This window comes from Erythrobacter donghaensis, assembly GCF_002155425.1.
GTDB lineage: Bacteria > Pseudomonadota > Alphaproteobacteria > Sphingomonadales > Sphingomonadaceae > Erythrobacter > Erythrobacter donghaensis.
On record NZ_MUYG01000011.1, the window covers coordinates 134,653 to 148,578 of the forward strand.

At 67.7% G+C, this 13,926-nt stretch carries 16 protein-coding genes; 2 read left to right on the forward strand and 14 right to left on the reverse strand.

All coding sequences use genetic code 11. The annotated features are described in order from the left end of the window. Nucleotide 1 precedes the first annotated feature (1 nt). Genes BZF59_RS12245 through ispG form a run of 5 tightly spaced genes read right to left on the reverse strand, consistent with a single transcriptional unit; the run spans nucleotide 2 to nucleotide 2,808 of the window. A complete protein-coding gene (locus BZF59_RS12245) occupies nucleotides 2–547 on the reverse strand; it encodes a manganese efflux pump MntP (RefSeq protein WP_086608559.1) in 546 nt (181 codons plus the stop codon). Continuing rightward, nucleotides 540–842 carry a type II toxin-antitoxin system RelE/ParE family toxin gene (locus BZF59_RS12250; RefSeq protein ID WP_086608560.1) on the reverse strand — a complete coding sequence of 101 codons (303 nt, stop codon included), beginning with the start codon at nucleotides 840–842 and terminating at the stop codon, nucleotides 540–542. The genes BZF59_RS12245 and BZF59_RS12250 overlap by 8 nt, the downstream gene beginning before the upstream one ends. After that, nucleotides 839–1,114, reverse strand: a complete 276-nt coding sequence (locus tag BZF59_RS12255) for a type II toxin-antitoxin system ParD family antitoxin (RefSeq protein ID WP_086608561.1) — start codon at nucleotides 1,112–1,114, stop codon at nucleotides 839–841. The genes BZF59_RS12250 and BZF59_RS12255 overlap by 4 nt, the downstream gene beginning before the upstream one ends. Nucleotides 1,115–1,150: 36 nt before the next feature. Beyond that, on the reverse strand, nucleotides 1,151–1,654 hold the full coding sequence (locus tag BZF59_RS12260) for a thioredoxin family protein (RefSeq protein WP_086608562.1): 504 nt from the start codon (nucleotides 1,652–1,654) through the stop codon (nucleotides 1,151–1,153). Beyond that, a complete protein-coding gene (gene ispG, locus BZF59_RS12265; RefSeq protein ID WP_086608563.1) occupies nucleotides 1,651–2,808 on the reverse strand; it encodes a flavodoxin-dependent (E)-4-hydroxy-3-methylbut-2-enyl-diphosphate synthase in 1,158 nt (385 codons plus the stop codon). The genes BZF59_RS12260 and ispG overlap by 4 nt, the downstream gene beginning before the upstream one ends. 99 nt (nucleotides 2,809–2,907) lie before the next feature. On the opposite strand from ispG, the gene BZF59_RS12270 reads away from it, so the two are divergent. After that, nucleotides 2,908–3,846 carry an alpha/beta hydrolase fold domain-containing protein gene (locus tag BZF59_RS12270; protein WP_086608564.1) on the forward strand — a complete coding sequence of 313 codons (939 nt, stop codon included), beginning with the start codon at nucleotides 2,908–2,910 and terminating at the stop codon, nucleotides 3,844–3,846. On the opposite strand, the gene BZF59_RS12275 is transcribed toward BZF59_RS12270, so the two are convergent. Beyond that, on the reverse strand, nucleotides 3,843–4,793 hold the full coding sequence (locus tag BZF59_RS12275; protein ID WP_086608565.1) for an SDR family NAD(P)-dependent oxidoreductase: 951 nt from the start codon (nucleotides 4,791–4,793) through the stop codon (nucleotides 3,843–3,845). The two genes, BZF59_RS12270 and BZF59_RS12275, sit on opposite strands and share 4 nt — an antisense overlap. Before the next feature lie 18 nt (nucleotides 4,794–4,811). Further along, nucleotides 4,812–5,324, reverse strand: a complete 513-nt coding sequence (locus BZF59_RS12280) for a GNAT family N-acetyltransferase (protein WP_086608566.1) — start codon at nucleotides 5,322–5,324, stop codon at nucleotides 4,812–4,814. Nucleotides 5,325–5,399: 75 nt separating this feature from the next. Here BZF59_RS12280 and BZF59_RS12285 point away from each other — a divergent pair, with 75 nt between their 5' ends. Next, nucleotides 5,400–6,488, forward strand: coding sequence for an isoaspartyl peptidase/L-asparaginase family protein (locus tag BZF59_RS12285; RefSeq protein WP_086608567.1), 1,089 nt, complete (start codon nucleotides 5,400–5,402; stop codon nucleotides 6,486–6,488). Nucleotides 6,489–6,585: 97 nt separating this feature from the next. On the opposite strand, the gene bla is transcribed toward BZF59_RS12285, so the two are convergent. The 7 genes from bla to BZF59_RS12320 are packed head-to-tail and all read right to left on the reverse strand — an operon-like array spanning nucleotide 6,586 to nucleotide 13,925. Further along, on the reverse strand, nucleotides 6,586–7,521 hold the full coding sequence (bla, locus tag BZF59_RS12290) for a class A beta-lactamase (RefSeq protein WP_086608568.1): 936 nt from the start codon (nucleotides 7,519–7,521) through the stop codon (nucleotides 6,586–6,588). Beyond that, nucleotides 7,518–8,405: an RDD family protein gene (locus BZF59_RS12295; RefSeq protein ID WP_245806139.1), complete on the reverse strand. Its 888-nt coding sequence runs from the start codon at nucleotides 8,403–8,405 to the stop codon at nucleotides 7,518–7,520. Before BZF59_RS12295 ends, bla begins: the two co-directional genes overlap by 4 nt. A gap of 44 nt (nucleotides 8,406–8,449) precedes the next feature. Beyond that, on the reverse strand, nucleotides 8,450–9,520 hold the full coding sequence (locus BZF59_RS12300; RefSeq protein ID WP_086608570.1) for a stage II sporulation protein M: 1,071 nt from the start codon (nucleotides 9,518–9,520) through the stop codon (nucleotides 8,450–8,452). After that, nucleotides 9,517–10,893 (reverse strand): DUF58 domain-containing protein, encoded by a 1,377-nt coding sequence (locus BZF59_RS12305; protein WP_245806140.1) that lies wholly within the window; start codon nucleotides 10,891–10,893, stop codon nucleotides 9,517–9,519. Before BZF59_RS12305 ends, BZF59_RS12300 begins: the two co-directional genes overlap by 4 nt. Nucleotide 10,894: 1 nt before the next feature. Continuing rightward, nucleotides 10,895–11,857, reverse strand: a complete 963-nt coding sequence (locus tag BZF59_RS12310) for an AAA family ATPase (RefSeq protein ID WP_211277397.1) — start codon at nucleotides 11,855–11,857, stop codon at nucleotides 10,895–10,897. A 14-nt stretch (nucleotides 11,858–11,871) separates the two neighbouring features. Beyond that, nucleotides 11,872–13,224 carry a DUF4350 domain-containing protein gene (locus BZF59_RS12315; RefSeq protein ID WP_086608571.1) on the reverse strand — a complete coding sequence of 451 codons (1,353 nt, stop codon included), beginning with the start codon at nucleotides 13,222–13,224 and terminating at the stop codon, nucleotides 11,872–11,874. After that, the gene (locus BZF59_RS12320; protein WP_086608572.1) at nucleotides 13,221–13,925 is read right to left on the reverse strand and encodes a hypothetical protein; all 705 of its coding nucleotides are present in this window, start codon (nucleotides 13,923–13,925) and stop codon (nucleotides 13,221–13,223) included. The genes BZF59_RS12315 and BZF59_RS12320 overlap by 4 nt, the downstream gene beginning before the upstream one ends. Nucleotide 13,926: the final 1 nt, after the last annotated feature.

Sequence of the window (13,926 nt, forward strand, 5' to 3'; positions counted from 1 at the left end):
GTCACAGCGAGCCCGAATGTTCGGCGAGGATTTTCACGCCCAGCCCGATCAGGATCACGCCTCCCGCGCGCTCGGCCCAGGTGCCGCCGTGGTCGCCCGCGCGGCGGCCGAGCACCACACCCGCGCCGCTCAGGGCGAAGGTGACCAGCCCGATCAGACCCACCGCCACCAGTGGCTTAACGCCGAGGGTGGGCAGCGTGATCCCCGCTGCGAGCGCGTCGATACTGGTCGCAACCCCCGCCACCAGCAGCGCCGTGCCGGTGAGCCTGTGCGCGGCCTCTTCCTCGCCGACATGGCCGCCGAGCATCCGCACCCCGAGAAAGGCGAGCAGGCCGAAGGCGATCCAGTGGTCGACGGATTCGATATAGCCGAGCGCGAAGGCGCCGATTCCCCAGCCGATCAGCGGCATCACCACCTGAAACACTCCGAAAGTCAGCGCAATCGTCAGCCCGCCCGCAACCCGCGGCCGGAACCGCGCACCTTGGGTGAGGGCCACGGCAAAGGCGTCCATGGCGAGGGCGAGGGCGAGGAGGAGGGCTTCAAGCATCGAAAATCGCTGTGAGATTGCGGCTGCCGTGGACGATGCGCTCGATGGTTACAACGCCCGCGTCCGGCTCGTGCCGATAGATGATCAGAAAGCTGTCCTGCAACAGCACCCGGAGACTGCGCCCCGCATCCTCGCGATGGTGCCCGATATCGGGAAAATCGCGCAGGCGAGTCACTGCTGCCTCCAGCCTGCCAAGTTGGTTATCCGCCGCGGTCACGTCGTCCGCAGCGATGTGCAGCCAGATGTCGAGAAGATCGCCGCGCGCGGCTTGGGAGTAACGTGTTGCTGCCGTCATTCGCGCATCAAGCCGAGGCGCGCACGGCCTTCGGCCTTGATGGCATCAAAATCGATCGGGCCGTCCACATAGCCGCTGGCCTCGGCCTCGGCGATCAATTGCTTGAGTTCGGCGATGGCCGCTTCCTTGAGGGTGCGCTGGTCGCGCCATTCGCGCAGGGCCTCGCGCACGACTTCGCTTGTTGACGCGTAGTCCCCTGACTCGATGGCGTTCTGGACCTCGGCTAGCAGTTCCTCGGTCAGCGACACCGAGATTTTTTCGATCTTGCCCATGACCGATGCGGTAGCACTATTTGCTACCACTGGCAATCATCCGGCGGTCGGTTGTGCCTCGGCGAGTGCCACCAGCTCGTCAAAAATCGCATCCTCGCTGCGGCTCGCGGCGTTGCGCCAGCTGGCGGCAGTGTCGCGGTTAAGCAGCTCGCCCTTGGCGGTCAGCACCAGCAGAGCGGGGGTGCCAGGGAATTCGTCGAGGCCGAAGCGCTGTGCGATATCGAGATTGCGGCCCTCGCCGGTCTGCGGCACGCCGACATCCACATAGACGACCTCGTAGCGTTCGGCGATCAGCGCGGCGAAGCGCGGGGTTTCGAGCCACCCGGCGAGCGCGCGGCTATCGTGGCACCAGTTGCCGCCCATCACCAGCAGTACGCGTTTGCCACTGGCGGCAGCGCGGGCGAGCGCGGCGTCGACATCGCTCGCCGCGTCGGCTTCAGGCACGTAAAGCCGCGCTTCGGGGTGAGCGGGGGCGGCGGGCACGGTGGCACAGGCGGCAAGCGCCAGCGCGAGCAGTCCGGCAATCGCAGGCCGGATCACTCTGCGGCTTCGACAGCTTGCTGCGGCGCGGCGTGGGGATCGAAGGCAGTCGCCTCGCCCGCTTCGATCGCAGCGGCCTTTTCCTCGACCAGCTTGACGATGTGGTCGAGCATCGCCTCGTCGTCGATCGCGTGGGCCTTCAGACCCGACAGGTAGACCATGTGCTTGCCATTGCCGCCGCCGGTCAGGCCGATATCGGTCTCGCGCGCTTCGCCGGGGCCGTTGACCACGCAGCCGAGCACCGAGAGGCTCATCGGGGTCTTGATGTGTTCGAGCCGCTTTTCGAGCGCCTCGACCGTGCGGATCACGTCGAAGCCCTGCCGCGAGCACGAAGGGCACGACACGACGCGCACGCCGCGGGTGCGCAGGCCGAGCGCCTTGAGCATTTCGAAGCCGACCTTGATCTCCTGCTCCGGCTCGGCCGAGAGGCTGACGCGGATGGTGTCGCCGATCCCGGCCCACAGCAGGCTGCCGATGCCGATGCTCGACTTCACCGTACCGCCGATCAACCCGCCTGCCTCGGTGATGCCGAGGTGCAGCGGGCAATCGACCGTTTCGGCGAGGCCATGATAGGCCGCGACCGCGAGGAACACGTCGGAGGCCTTCACCGCCACCTTGTATTCGTGGAAATCGTGGTCCTGCAACAGCTTGATGTGATCGAGCGCGCTTTCGATCAGCGCTTCGGGGCAGGGCTCGCCATACTTCTCGAGCAAGTCCTTCTCGAGGCTTCCCGCGTTCACGCCGATGCGGATCGCGCAGCCATTGGCCTTGGCGGCGCGCACCACTTCGGCGACGCGCTGCGCCGAGCCGATATTGCCCGGGTTGATGCGCAGGCAGGCCGCGCCAGCGTCCGCCGCTTCCAGCGCGCGCTTGTAGTGGAAGTGGATGTCGGCCACGATCGGGATGCGCGACGCCTGCGTGATCTTCTTGAAATCGCGCGTCGATTCCTCGGTCGGGCAGGAGACGCGGATGATATCCGCGCCCACTTCCTCGCAGCGGCGGATCTGGTCGATCGTCGCCTTAACATCCTCGGTCGGGGTGTTGGTCATGGTCTGCACAGTGATGGGCGCGTCCCCACCAACGGGGACATTCCCCACCATGATCTGGCGCGATTTGCGCCGTTCGATTGTGCGCCAGGGCCGAATGGAAGACATGGCGCTGCATATAGTCGCGCATTGGTGACGGGGCAATGACCCGCGCGCTTGACTTGGCCCCGGCGCGCGGCACTCTGCATGGGGCCAAGGGGAGAGACCATGCTGACCGACACTGCCACCGAACTGCGCTCGCCCACGCCGAGCCTGCTGATGCGCGTCATCAAGTGGCTGGTGAGCAAGCAGGAGCCGGTCTTCCCGCTCGACGCGGCGGGTTTCCATCAGGCGATGCAGGGCCGCACCCTGCCGCGCGATGCGCTGATGCCCGAGGGGTTCCGCAAGAAATTCGTGGTCGAGGAGCGTGAGGTGCTCGGTCACAAGGTGGTGACGCTGCACCCCAAGGGTGGCCCCGCCCCATGGCACATGATCTATTTCCACGGCGGCGGCTTCGTGCGGCCGATGTTCAAGGTGCACTGGCCGCTGGTCGCCGAAATGGTGAAGCGGTGCGGGGTGAGCGTCACCGTGCCGCTCTACCCCGTGGTGCCCGAAGCGAGCTACGCCGCGCAGGACGCGCTGGCCGATGCGGTGTGGGCCGATCTGTCCGCAAGGCACGATCCTTCTCGCATCATCCTGAACGGCGATTCTGCCGGCGGACACATGGCGCTGGCGCTCGCGCTGCGGCTGGTCGCGGCGGGCGGCGCGCTGCCGGGCAAGCTCGCGCTGTTCGCTCCGTGGCTCGATCTGGGCCTTGCCGATCCTGCCATTGCCGCGGTCGAGCCGAATGACGTGATGCTCAAGATCGGCACGCTGTGCGCCTGCGGCGGGCTGGTGGCGGAGGGGCGGGCGATAGACGATCCTGCCGTGAGCCCGCTCTACGCCTCAGCCGAGGCGCTCGCGGCACTCCCGCCGACCCGGGTCTGGACCGGGCGGCACGACATCTTCATCGTCGATTCGCGCACATTCCTCGGCAAGCTGCGCGCCGCCGGAGTCGATGCGAAGCTCTACGAATACGAGGGCGCGCCGCACGTCTTCATGGCGATCCTCCCCACCCGCGAGGCGAAGGATGCGCTCGCGCTGCTGGCGGAATTCGTCGCGGGTTAGCTGGGGTATTGCACCCCTGTCGCATCCTCGCTCATCGCCCAGAGGCGTTCGGCATAGCTGGTGTTGACCGCATAGGAGCGCACACCGTCGGTCGGCGATTCGTCGTCGACGGCGGCGACATGGCAGTCCTCGCAATAGACCCCGCCCTTGCCTTCCAGTTCCGGCGCAGTTGCGGCCCAGCAGCTGGTCGCGGCACCTTGCGGGATGGTCTTCCACGCAAAGCCCGTGTCAGCCGAGGAAATCCGCGCCATCAGCGCCTCGGTCATTTCGGGGGTCATGTGGCGGCCGAGATTGGTCTGGATCCCGCCCGGGTGCACCGCATAGGCATGGATGCCGAGCACCGCGAAACGCTCCTCCAGCCCCACGGTGAACAGCACGTTGGCGGTCTTCGACTGGCCGTAGCTGATCCAAGGATCATAGGCGCGGCGCTCGAAATGCGGGTCGTCGAAATCGACCGCGCTGAAATGGTGCCCGCGGCTCGAGAGGTTGACGATGCGCTTCAGATGTCCGCGCTCGATCAGCGGGAAGAGCTCGCCGGTCAGCGCGAAATGGCCGAAGTGGTTGGTGCCCAGCTGCATCTCGAACCCGTCGGCCGTGTGCAGGAACGGGGTCGCCATCACGCCCGCATTGTTGATGAGGATGTCGATCTTCGCAAAGCGTTGCCGCGCGCGCGAGGTGGCGGCGCGGATGCTTTCGAGGCTGCCGAGATCGACTGTCAGCGTATCGAGCTGCGCCTTGGGGTGTTCGGCGATGATCGCCGCCACGGCCTCGTCCAGCTTGGCCTGATCGCGTCCCGCCATGATGACATGCGCGCCGCGAGCGGCCATCGCGCGCGAGGTTTCCTGCCCCAGCCCCGAATTCGCGCCCGTGACGAAGACCGTCCGCCCCGACAGATCGATGCCCGCCAGCACCTCGTCTGTGGTGCTGCTGAAGCCGAATTCGCTCATGTCGCTCTCCCTCGTGGGTTACAGTTTCAATTCGTAGAGATACTCCGCATCGAGCTGTTCGCCCACACGAAAGGTGATGTCGGCGATCTTGGCAAAGCCATAGCGCTGGTAGAAGCGCTGTGCGCCGAAGTTTTCCGAATAGACGCTGAGCAGAACCGCATCGTGCCCGCCCGCGCGCGCCTGGTTGAGCGCCCAGTCCATCAGCCGCGCGCCGATGCCGTGGCCGGTGTGGGTCGGCAGGCAATAGAGCTGGCCGAGTTCGAGCGGATCGCGCGCGTCGGAGTAGGAGGCGTAGTGGCTGGGATGGCGCAGCTTGCAATAGGCGACGAGTTTGCCCTGATCTTCGACGAGGCAATGGGCGCACTCCGTTCCCGCGATTTCCTGAGCGACGGGGCCGGGGCTGTGCACCTCGGCGAGGAAGGCGGCGAGGTCTTCGGGCGTGTAGAGATGGCCGAAGGCGGCGATGAAGGTCTCGGCGCCGAGCGCGGCCAGCGCGGGGGCATCGTCGAGGGTGGCGGGGCGGTAGATCATGGCGCTTGCCGTAGCGTGGGGCGGGCGCGCTGTTAAGCTGGCGAAACGGCGAGCGGCGCGTTACACCTGCGCGCCATGAAGAAGCTCATCGCCGCTGTCGCGCTCGCCCTCCTGTCTCAACCTGCGCTTGCCGAGGAGGCTGCCCCCGAACAGGCGCGCTGGTCGCTGGCGATCCATGGCGGGGCGGGGACGCTCGATCCCAATGCGATGACGCCGGAGAAACGCGCGGCTTACGAGGCGGATTTGCAGCGGGCGCTGGATGCGGGTTCGAAGATCCTCAGCGAGGGCGGCGATGCGATGGACGCGATCAAGGCGGCAATCATCATCATGGAGGACTCGCCGCTGTTCAACGCCGGCAAGGGTGCGGTGTTCACCTGGGACGGGACGAATGAGCTCGACGCCTCGATCATGGACGGGCGCGATCGCAGCGCGGGTGCGATTGCGGGGGTGAAGACGGTCAGGAACCCGATCCTCCTCGCCGACACGGTGCGCACGCAAAGCGAGCACGTGATGCTGATGGGCGCAGGCGCGGAGGCCTTTGCTGTCGAGAAAGGCTTTGCCGTCACCCCGCCCGAATATTTCGCTACCGAGGCGCGGCGCGAGGCGCTGGAACGCATGAAGGCCGAGAAGCTCTCGTCGCTGGATGTCGATCACAAGTTCGGCACGGTGGGCGCGGTGGCGCTCGACATGAAGGGCAATCTGGCGGCGGGGACGTCCACGGGCGGGATGACCGGCAAGCGCTGGGGCCGGATCGGCGATGCGCCGGTGATCGGGGCGGGCACCTATGCGGATAACAGCGCCTGTGCGGTGTCGGCGACGGGGTGGGGCGAGTATTTCCTGCGGGTCGGCGTGGCGCATGAGATTTGTGCGCGATTGAGATTTCTCCAAGCGACCAATTGGCTTTCGTTCGACAGCCCTGGCGAGGCTAATGCCCCCGACGCGGAGGAAATAGCAGCGACCGTGCAAGAAGCTGCCGATGCCGTCATGGCCGAGGTTGCAGACCTCGGCGGCGATGGTGGAGTAATCCTCGTCACCCCCGAAGGCCATGCGATCTTCAGTTTCAACACCACCGGCATGTATCGCGGCCGCGCGACCAGCGCAGGGCTGAACGAAGTGGCGATCTTCGGCGGCGAGGAGCGCGCGTCGGATACGCCGGATCACTAATTCCCCTTCCCTTGAGGGAAGGGGTTGGGGATGGGTGTGCGATGCCCGCTTATGTCGAGCCCCCACCCCCTAACCCCTTCCCTCAAGGGAGGGGGAATTAGTAAATCTTCCCCACCAACGGCAGCCCGCGCTCCGGCTCGGCGAATTCCTTGATTATGCGGCCGATGCGCGACAGCGTCAGTTCGCCGATGGGCTGCATTCCGGGCACGGTCTGGCGCGCGCGGAAATAGCAGGCGAAGGTGATCGGGGGCTGGCCCTTGGGCCCTTCGGCAAAACCGATGTCGATATAATTATATTCGGTGCCGCCGATCAGCCCGCTGGTGCCGGTCTTGTCGCCCGCGACCCAGCCTTCGGGCAGCCCGGCGCGGACACGGTTGAGGCCGGTTTCGGTCTCGACCATCCACTGCTTCAATTCCGCCCGCTCGGCGTCCGGCAGCACGTCGCCATAGATGATCTTCGCCACGTTGCGCGCCATGGCCGCGGGCGTGGTGGTGTCGCGGAACTCGGTGCTGGGCACGAGGTTCATCTCGGGCTCGTAGCGGTCGACCCGGCTGACCTCGTCCCCGATGCTGCGCCAGAATGCCGTCAGCCCCGCCGGCCCGCCAAGCTCGCGCAGCAGGATGTTCGCCGCCGGATTGTCCGAGGTGATCTGCGTCGCCCGCGCCAGTTCGCGCAAGGTTGCGCCGGTGGCGATCCGCTCGCGGGTAAAAGGTGCGTATTCGAGCATGTCGGCCTCGCTCCACGTCACCCGCCTGTCGGCATCGATCAGCCCGGCCGCATGGCGCTGGAGCAGCAGCGCGGCGAGGCTGAACTTGAACGAGGAGGCATGGCCGAAGCGCCGGTCGCTGTTGAGCCCGACCGACTGGCCCGTGGCGGTGTTGTAGAGCTCCACCCCCAGCGTGCCATTGCCCGCGGCCTCGATGATCCGCAATTCCGCCGCCAGCCGCCCGAGCGGGCTCTGGTCGGGCGGGATGCAGGCCGAGGCGCCGAGAGCCAGCGAACCGCCGATGAAGAAGCGTCGATCGATGTTCATGAGTGCTTGTCCGCCTTGCGTTTGCCGAACCGCATGTCGCCTTCGAGCTTGGCGCGCAACTGCGCATAGAAAGCTTCGAGAAAAGCCCGCTCGTCGCCCGCGCCGGGATCCCAGCCGATCTTGCGGCAGATCGCGGCATGAACCGCCTTCAGCGCATCGGGCTGGGCATCGCGCAGCATCCGTTCGAGCGTTTGCAGCTCTTTCTCGCCGTAGACCGACAGCTCGGCCTCGCCGAAGTCGTAGCGCGCGCCGGTGACCTCGCTCGCCCCGTTGGCGGTGGCGGCGCCCTGCGTGCTGAGCACCTCGGCCAGCTTGGTGCGCGGGCGATCGACCACCCAGGTGCCCGCGACGATGTCGCCTGCGCGCAAGGAGTCGTGGTTGAAGAACGGGAACAGCAGGAACAGCGCGAACCAGCCCGCCGCCACCCAGCCGAGGATGCCGATGTCCTGCCCGGTGTTGGCCATCACCAGCAGCACGACCAGCGTGATGAGCGGATAGAAAATCTCTATATCGCGCAGCAGGTTGCGCGCGATCACCGCTTCGGGCGTGAGCCGCGCTCCGCCGCGCGCGGCGACGCGGATGCCGACGATGCGCTTGCCCAAAGTCGCCCCGCGCGGGCCCAGTTCCTGCACCAGGAAATAGCCATACCAGGTGACGAACACGACCAGGGCGAACAGGATGATGAGGAATTCGAAGGCCCCGGTCTCGCCGCCTTCGAGGTCGAAGCCGGTGCTGTCCAGCAGGCCGCCCGCGATCCACTGCATCACCATCTGAAAGATGATCAGCCCGGTGACGATGATCATCACGTCGATGATCAGCGCGCCCGCCCGGCTGGCGCGGGGCGCGATGGTGACGGGCAGGGCAAGGCCTTCGGGCGTGATCATTATGCGCGCACGGCGATCTGCGGGAGGGGCGGCGGGTTTCCTGCTCATGCGGCCCCGCTCTCGGCCGGAGGGGCCGGACGATAGAGGAAGAAGTAGCTGAGCCAGAAAAGCAGCATCGTGCCGCCGATCATGAAGCGGTTCTGCGTGCCTTCGACCAGCTGGCGCGGGAAGGCTTCGAGCACTGCGGCGACAATCATCATGATCACCACGCCCACCATCACCACCGCCGCGCGCCGCCCGGCGGCTCCGGCGGCATCGAGCACCGGCAGCTTGCCGGGGAAGGCCATCGCCCGCCCGATATGCAGCCCCGCCGCGCCTGAAAGGAGGATGCCGAACAGCTCGGTCGTGCCGTGGACGCTGAGCCACGCGGCCAGTTCGACCATGATTCCCTGCCCGTCATACAGCCACAAGAGCGCGCCCAGCAGCGCCATGTTGTGCACCAGCAGCAGCAGCGATGGGATGCCAAAGGCAAAGCCCAGCGCAAAGGCGAGGATGCACACGGCGGAATTGTTGCTGAACAGCTGCGCGGCAAAGGCCGACAGACCCGAGGCGTTCTCCTCGGTCGCCAGCACTTCAAGCAATTGTTCGCGGCTCGCGCCCGGCACGCGGGCCTCGCCCGGGCTGGCGGGGAAGAGGCGGTAATACCACGCCTCGTCCTGCGCCACGAGCAGCCAGCCCACGATGGTGCCCGCCACCATCACGAACAGCGCGATGCAGATGTCGAGCCACAGCGCGCGCACCGCGCGGCTCCAGCCGCCCAGCAGGAACCCGCGCAGCCAGCGCACGAAGCCCATGCGCGGGCCATAGACCTGAAACCACGCGCGCTGCACCAGCGCTTCGAGATAGGAGAGGGTGGCCGCGTCGAGGCTGGTCTCGCGCGCGACCGAAAGCGAAGAGGTGGCGGTGCGATACAGCGCGGGGAGCGCCATCAGATCCTCGTCCGCAATGCGCCGCATGCCGCCGCGTTCCATGCGCGCGATGATATCCTCCAGCCGCCGCCACTCGCCCTCACGCTCTAGCCGGAAGCGGTCGGAGCGCAGCGCCGCGCTTTCGATATCGGGCGGCGCGGCAACCGTGCCGCGCCCGAACCATGAAGAGATGATCGGCGCTTTCATCCTATCGCCTCGCTGTTGCGGATCGCGAGATAGCGGTCGATCAGGCGCGGGCCGATCTTGTCCCACGGGGCTTCAAGCACGTCGATCCCCAGCCGCCGCAACCGGGTCAGCACCAGTTTCCTCTGCTGGGCGAGGCTATCGGCGGTGACCGAGCGGGCGAGGGTTGCGATGTCTCCCGGCGGCGCGGCGATCAGTTCCTCGACCTCGCTGTCGGCCATGGTGACGAACAGCACCAGATGCTTCTTCACCAGCCGCCCGAGGCTTTCGACCATCAGTTCGGCGGCGGTGGGATCGGTGAAGTCGGAGAACACCACCACCAGCGACCGGCGCTTGAGCCGCGCGGTCAGGGTGGCGAGCGCGAGGGTGAAATTGGGCTCGACCGGCTCGTAATCGAGCCCCGCCGCCGCCGATTGCAGCCGGTGAAAGCTGCGCGCATCGCCGATGAATGGGGTGATGATCTGCGGCCGCCGGGCAAAGCCGAACAGCGCGACCTTGTCCCCGCCCTTCAGTGCAACATAGCCGCAGGTCAGCGCCGCCGAAACCGCGCGATCGATGCGCGGCAACCCGTCGACCGGCTCGCACATCGCCTGCCCGCAATCGAAGGCGAAGACGATCTGGTTGTTGCGCTCGCTCTCGTTCTCGCGGGCGTAAAGGCGGGTGTGGCGCGCGCTGGCCTTCCAGTCGATGCGGCGGCGGTCCATGCCGGGTTCGTACTCGGACAGGGCCTCGAACTGCGTGCCCTCGCCCCGGATGCGGCGGTTGATGAGGCCGATCTGGGCGTTCCTGAGGAAGGTCTGCAGGTCGGGCGAGCGCACCGGCGACAGATCGGGCCAGATGCGCACCTCGCGGTCCAGCGGATAATCGACCTGCCGCGCGCCGAGATGCCACGGCCCCTGCCAGCGCATCCATGCGCGCTCGACCGCGGCCGTGCCGCGCCGCAGGGGGGTGAGCGTGGTGGTGCCTTGCCACTGCGTGCCATCCGCCCCGGGGGCGAGGCTGACCACGATCCGGCCCTCGGGCGCGAGGCGCGGGTCACAGGAGAGTGCAGCCTCGACGCGCGAGGGGCGGCGTTTGGCGAAGCGCGCGGTGACGGTGAGGTCGCTGGGCTGGCCGACCTCGACGTCCTCGGCGGTGCGCAGCTCCCACGCCTCGAGCCGTCCGGCGAGCAGGGCGTCGACCACGATCAGCCCCAGCAGCGCCGCCACCATCGCCGGCGCGACGATCCAGGCTCCGGGTTGTGTCGTCGCCAGCAGCAAGGCCATCGGGGCGAGCGCTGCCGCCATCCACGCCGCCCGCTCGGTCGGCGCGACGATCAGCAGCGGCCGCAGGGGACGCAGCAGAAACCCGAGGACAAGGCGCAGGACGCGCAGCACCTTAGCGTGGGGCCTCGGTCGCTTCGACCAGATCGGCGACCAGCGCCTCCATATTGCGGCCCTCGATCTCGGCGGCGGGGGACAGCGTCAGGCGGTGGCGCAGCACCGGCACGGCGAGCGCCTTGACGTCATCGGGGATCACGTAGCTGCGCCCCTCCAGCGCGGCGCGCGCGCGGGCGGCTCCGGCCAGCAGCACCGCTGCACGCGGGCTGGCGCCGACAGTGAGCTCGGCATGGTCGCGCGTCGCGCGGATCAGGCGCACGACATAGCGGGTGATGTCCTCGGCCACGGTGACCTGCCCCAGCGCCGCGCTCGCCGCGCTGATCCCGGCGGCATCGGTAACCGCAACCACGCCCAGATCGGCGGGCCGCTGGGGGCCGGAGCGCTGGCCATAGGTGGTGACAATCCGCGCCTCCTCCTCTTCGGCGGGATAGGGCACCAGCAGCTTGAACAGGAAGCGGTCGAGCTGCGCTTCGGGCAGGGGATAGACGCCCTGATTCTCGATCGGGTTCTGCGTTGCGACCACCATGAAGCTGGCGGGCAGCGAATAGGTCTCCCCATCCAGCGTCACGCGGCGTTCCTGCATCGCTTCGAGCAGCGCAGCCTGCGTCTTGGGCGGGGTGCGGTTGATCTCGTCCGCCAGCAGCAGGTCGCAGAAGATCGGGCCGCGGGTCAGGGTGAACTGGCTGGTCTGGAAGTTGAACAGGTTCGAACCCAGAATGTCGCCCGGCAGCAGATCGGGGGTGAACTGGATGCGCCCGAAATCGAGGCCGAGCGAGGTCGCAAAGGCATTGGCGAGCAGGGTCTTGGCGGTGCCCGGCGGGCCTTCGAGCAGCACGTGGCCTTCCGCCAGCAGCGCGGTCAGCAGCATGTCCACCATCGGTTCCTGCCCGACGATCGCCTTGGCGATTTCGGCGCGGATCGCATCGGCGAGGCTGCGGACTTGGTCGAGAGTCATGGTCATCTGCGGGTCATTCCTCAGGAAAGCTTGCGGTTGAGGTCGTCGAGCGCCTTGGCGGCGGCGAGGATGTCGGCGGGCTTGCTCGCCGCTTCGAGCCGGGCGGCGCGGCGGGTGTAGGGTTCTTCGTCGGGCAGGCGGCGGGCGAGCGCGGTGTCGATCGCCTCGGGGTCGGGCCGCGCCAGCCCCATGCGTTCGGCCAGCCGCCGCGCCGAGAGCAAAGCATAGGGCTTGGCCAGCAGGCGGAAGCGGCGCGCGCGCAGGATCAGGCCTGCGCCGTTGGTGATCAGCTGGCGCTTGCCAAAAGCGATGTCCGGGCCGCCGCTCGCCGCCGCCGGGCCGAACCGCTGGAACGCGCGCCAGCCGACGATCAGCAGCGCCGCGATCAGGCACAGGGTCGCGGCAAGGAAGGGCGGGCGGAAGGCCAGCGTCAGCAGGTTCTCGCTCGCGCCGAAGCCATTGAGCGTCATGTCGAAGGTGACGCTGTCAGTATCGGCCTCATCGGCCAGCTGCGTCACCAGCGCCATCGCGGCGGCGGCGCGGGTCTTGTCGGCGAGGCCGTAATTGTTGGCGATGTCAGGCTCGACGAGAAACACCACCGGCTGGGCATTGTAGGCGACGATGGGTTCATTGGCCTCAGCCCCGGCATTGGTCGCCCGCGCGAAGTTCACCGCGAAGGCGAGCTTGCGCCCATCGCCGTCAGTCATCAGCACGTCGTGCGGGGAGAGCGGCTCGGCATAGAGCGTCGGCGCGGCGGGCAGGCTGCCCGACACACCAAACCCGCGCCATGTGCCCGGCTTGGCGGGCGGCGGCTTCTTTGCGGGTGGGGGCGTCTCCGGCACCTGCTCGCCAGTGGCCTCGTGCCGGAATTTGTAGGGCGCGGGCAATTCCTCTGGCCAGTTCGCAGGTTGTGCGCCAAGCAGCATCACCCAGCCGCGCTTGAACTTCTCGCGCGCTTCGGGCGGCAGGAACTGCATCGGCGCGATCGCGCGCCACTTGGGGACAATCACCAGCGTCGGCCCGCGATAGGTGCGGTCCTTGATGATCTCGGCGATCTCCTCGGCCTCGGTATAGGGGCTGGGGGTGAGCACCAGCAGGCCGTCCGTCTCCAGCCCGCCGGGGCTGCGCGACCGCTCGGCATCGAAGCCTTCGGCCTCGACCAGGCGGAAGAGACCGGAATAGCCGTTGAGCCCATTGCTGGCCGAGTGGGCCTGACTGCCGCCTTCGTCTCCGCCGAAATCCTCGCCCGCTCCGATCAGGTAAAGCATCGCGAGAAACAGGGCAAAGCCGGCGCTGATGAGCACAAAGGCGCCGAACCGGGTGAAGGCGGGGCCGTTTGCTCCGGTGGCGCGGCTGGTGGCGGCGGTGGTCATGCGGCCAGCTCCCGCGTGCCATCGATCCGGGCGAGCGCGAATTCGGCATAGGCCGCGCGCGCGGCTTCCCAATCGGCGCGCTCGAGCGCCCGCAGCGCGAAGAGCGAGCGCTCCACCCTTTCGGCCATCACCCGGAAAGCGGCGCGGGCCTGGCTGGGCAGGGCCGGCAGAGCGGCCAGCTCGCGCGCGGTGCTGGACGGTTCGACCCAGTCAGGCCGGGCGGCGGCGATATGATGTACCGAGCGTTGCAGCAGCAGGTGGGTGGCCTCGTCGAAGCGGCCCTGCGCGGCCAGCCGGTCGGCATCTTCAAGCAGGGCGAGGCTGGCCGCGGCATCGGGGCGCCACTCCTCTGTCCCCGCCGCTTCGGCTGTGGGCTTGCTGCGCCAGCCGAAGCCGTCGCCGAACAGCCGGAACAGCAGCACCGCGGCAAACAGCACCACCACGCCCAGCACCACCCATTGCAGCCAGCTCCACGATCCGCCCAGCGCCCCGCCCAAGGGCGAGAACAGATCGGCGAGCCATTCGAAGAAGTCGGCCAGCATCTTTTCGAACCACGAAGGCTCGCGCGGGGGAATCTCGGGGATATCGACCGGCGCGAACTGGATAGCATCGTCCGCGCGCAGGGCCTCCCACCCGGCAGGAGGCGATGCACCCGAAGTGGCTGATGGAACAGGCAGAGTTTGTGCGGCCGCAGCGGTCATC

Excerpts from the sequence above, each read along its gene's own strand:
- BZF59_RS12245 (WP_086608559.1), bottom strand. The coding sequence starts at position 547 with ATGCTTGAAGCCCTCCTCCTCGCCCTCGCCCTCGCCATGGACGCCTTT.
- BZF59_RS12250 (WP_086608560.1), bottom strand. The coding sequence starts at position 842 with ATGACGGCAGCAACACGTTACTCCCAAGCCGCGCGCGGCGATCTTCTC.
- BZF59_RS12255 (WP_086608561.1), bottom strand. The coding sequence starts at position 1,114 with ATGGGCAAGATCGAAAAAATCTCGGTGTCGCTGACCGAGGAACTGCTA.
- ispG (WP_086608563.1), bottom strand. The coding sequence starts at position 2,808 with ATGTCTTCCATTCGGCCCTGGCGCACAATCGAACGGCGCAAATCGCGC.
- BZF59_RS12270 (WP_086608564.1), top strand. The coding sequence starts at position 2,908 with ATGCTGACCGACACTGCCACCGAACTGCGCTCGCCCACGCCGAGCCTG.
- BZF59_RS12275 (WP_086608565.1), bottom strand. The coding sequence starts at position 4,793 with ATGAGCGAATTCGGCTTCAGCAGCACCACAGACGAGGTGCTGGCGGGC.
- BZF59_RS12280 (WP_086608566.1), bottom strand. The coding sequence starts at position 5,324 with ATGATCTACCGCCCCGCCACCCTCGACGATGCCCCCGCGCTGGCCGCG.
- BZF59_RS12285 (WP_086608567.1), top strand. The coding sequence starts at position 5,400 with ATGAAGAAGCTCATCGCCGCTGTCGCGCTCGCCCTCCTGTCTCAACCT.
- bla (WP_086608568.1), bottom strand. The coding sequence starts at position 7,521 with ATGAACATCGATCGACGCTTCTTCATCGGCGGTTCGCTGGCTCTCGGC.
- BZF59_RS12295 (WP_245806139.1), bottom strand. The coding sequence starts at position 8,405 with ATGATCACGCCCGAAGGCCTTGCCCTGCCCGTCACCATCGCGCCCCGC.
- BZF59_RS12300 (WP_086608570.1), bottom strand. The coding sequence starts at position 9,520 with ATGAAAGCGCCGATCATCTCTTCATGGTTCGGGCGCGGCACGGTTGCC.
- BZF59_RS12310 (WP_211277397.1), bottom strand. The coding sequence starts at position 11,857 with ATGACCATGACTCTCGACCAAGTCCGCAGCCTCGCCGATGCGATCCGC.
- BZF59_RS12315 (WP_086608571.1), bottom strand. The coding sequence starts at position 13,224 with ATGACCACCGCCGCCACCAGCCGCGCCACCGGAGCAAACGGCCCCGCC.
- BZF59_RS12320 (WP_086608572.1), bottom strand. The coding sequence starts at position 13,925 with ATGACCGCTGCGGCCGCACAAACTCTGCCTGTTCCATCAGCCACTTCG.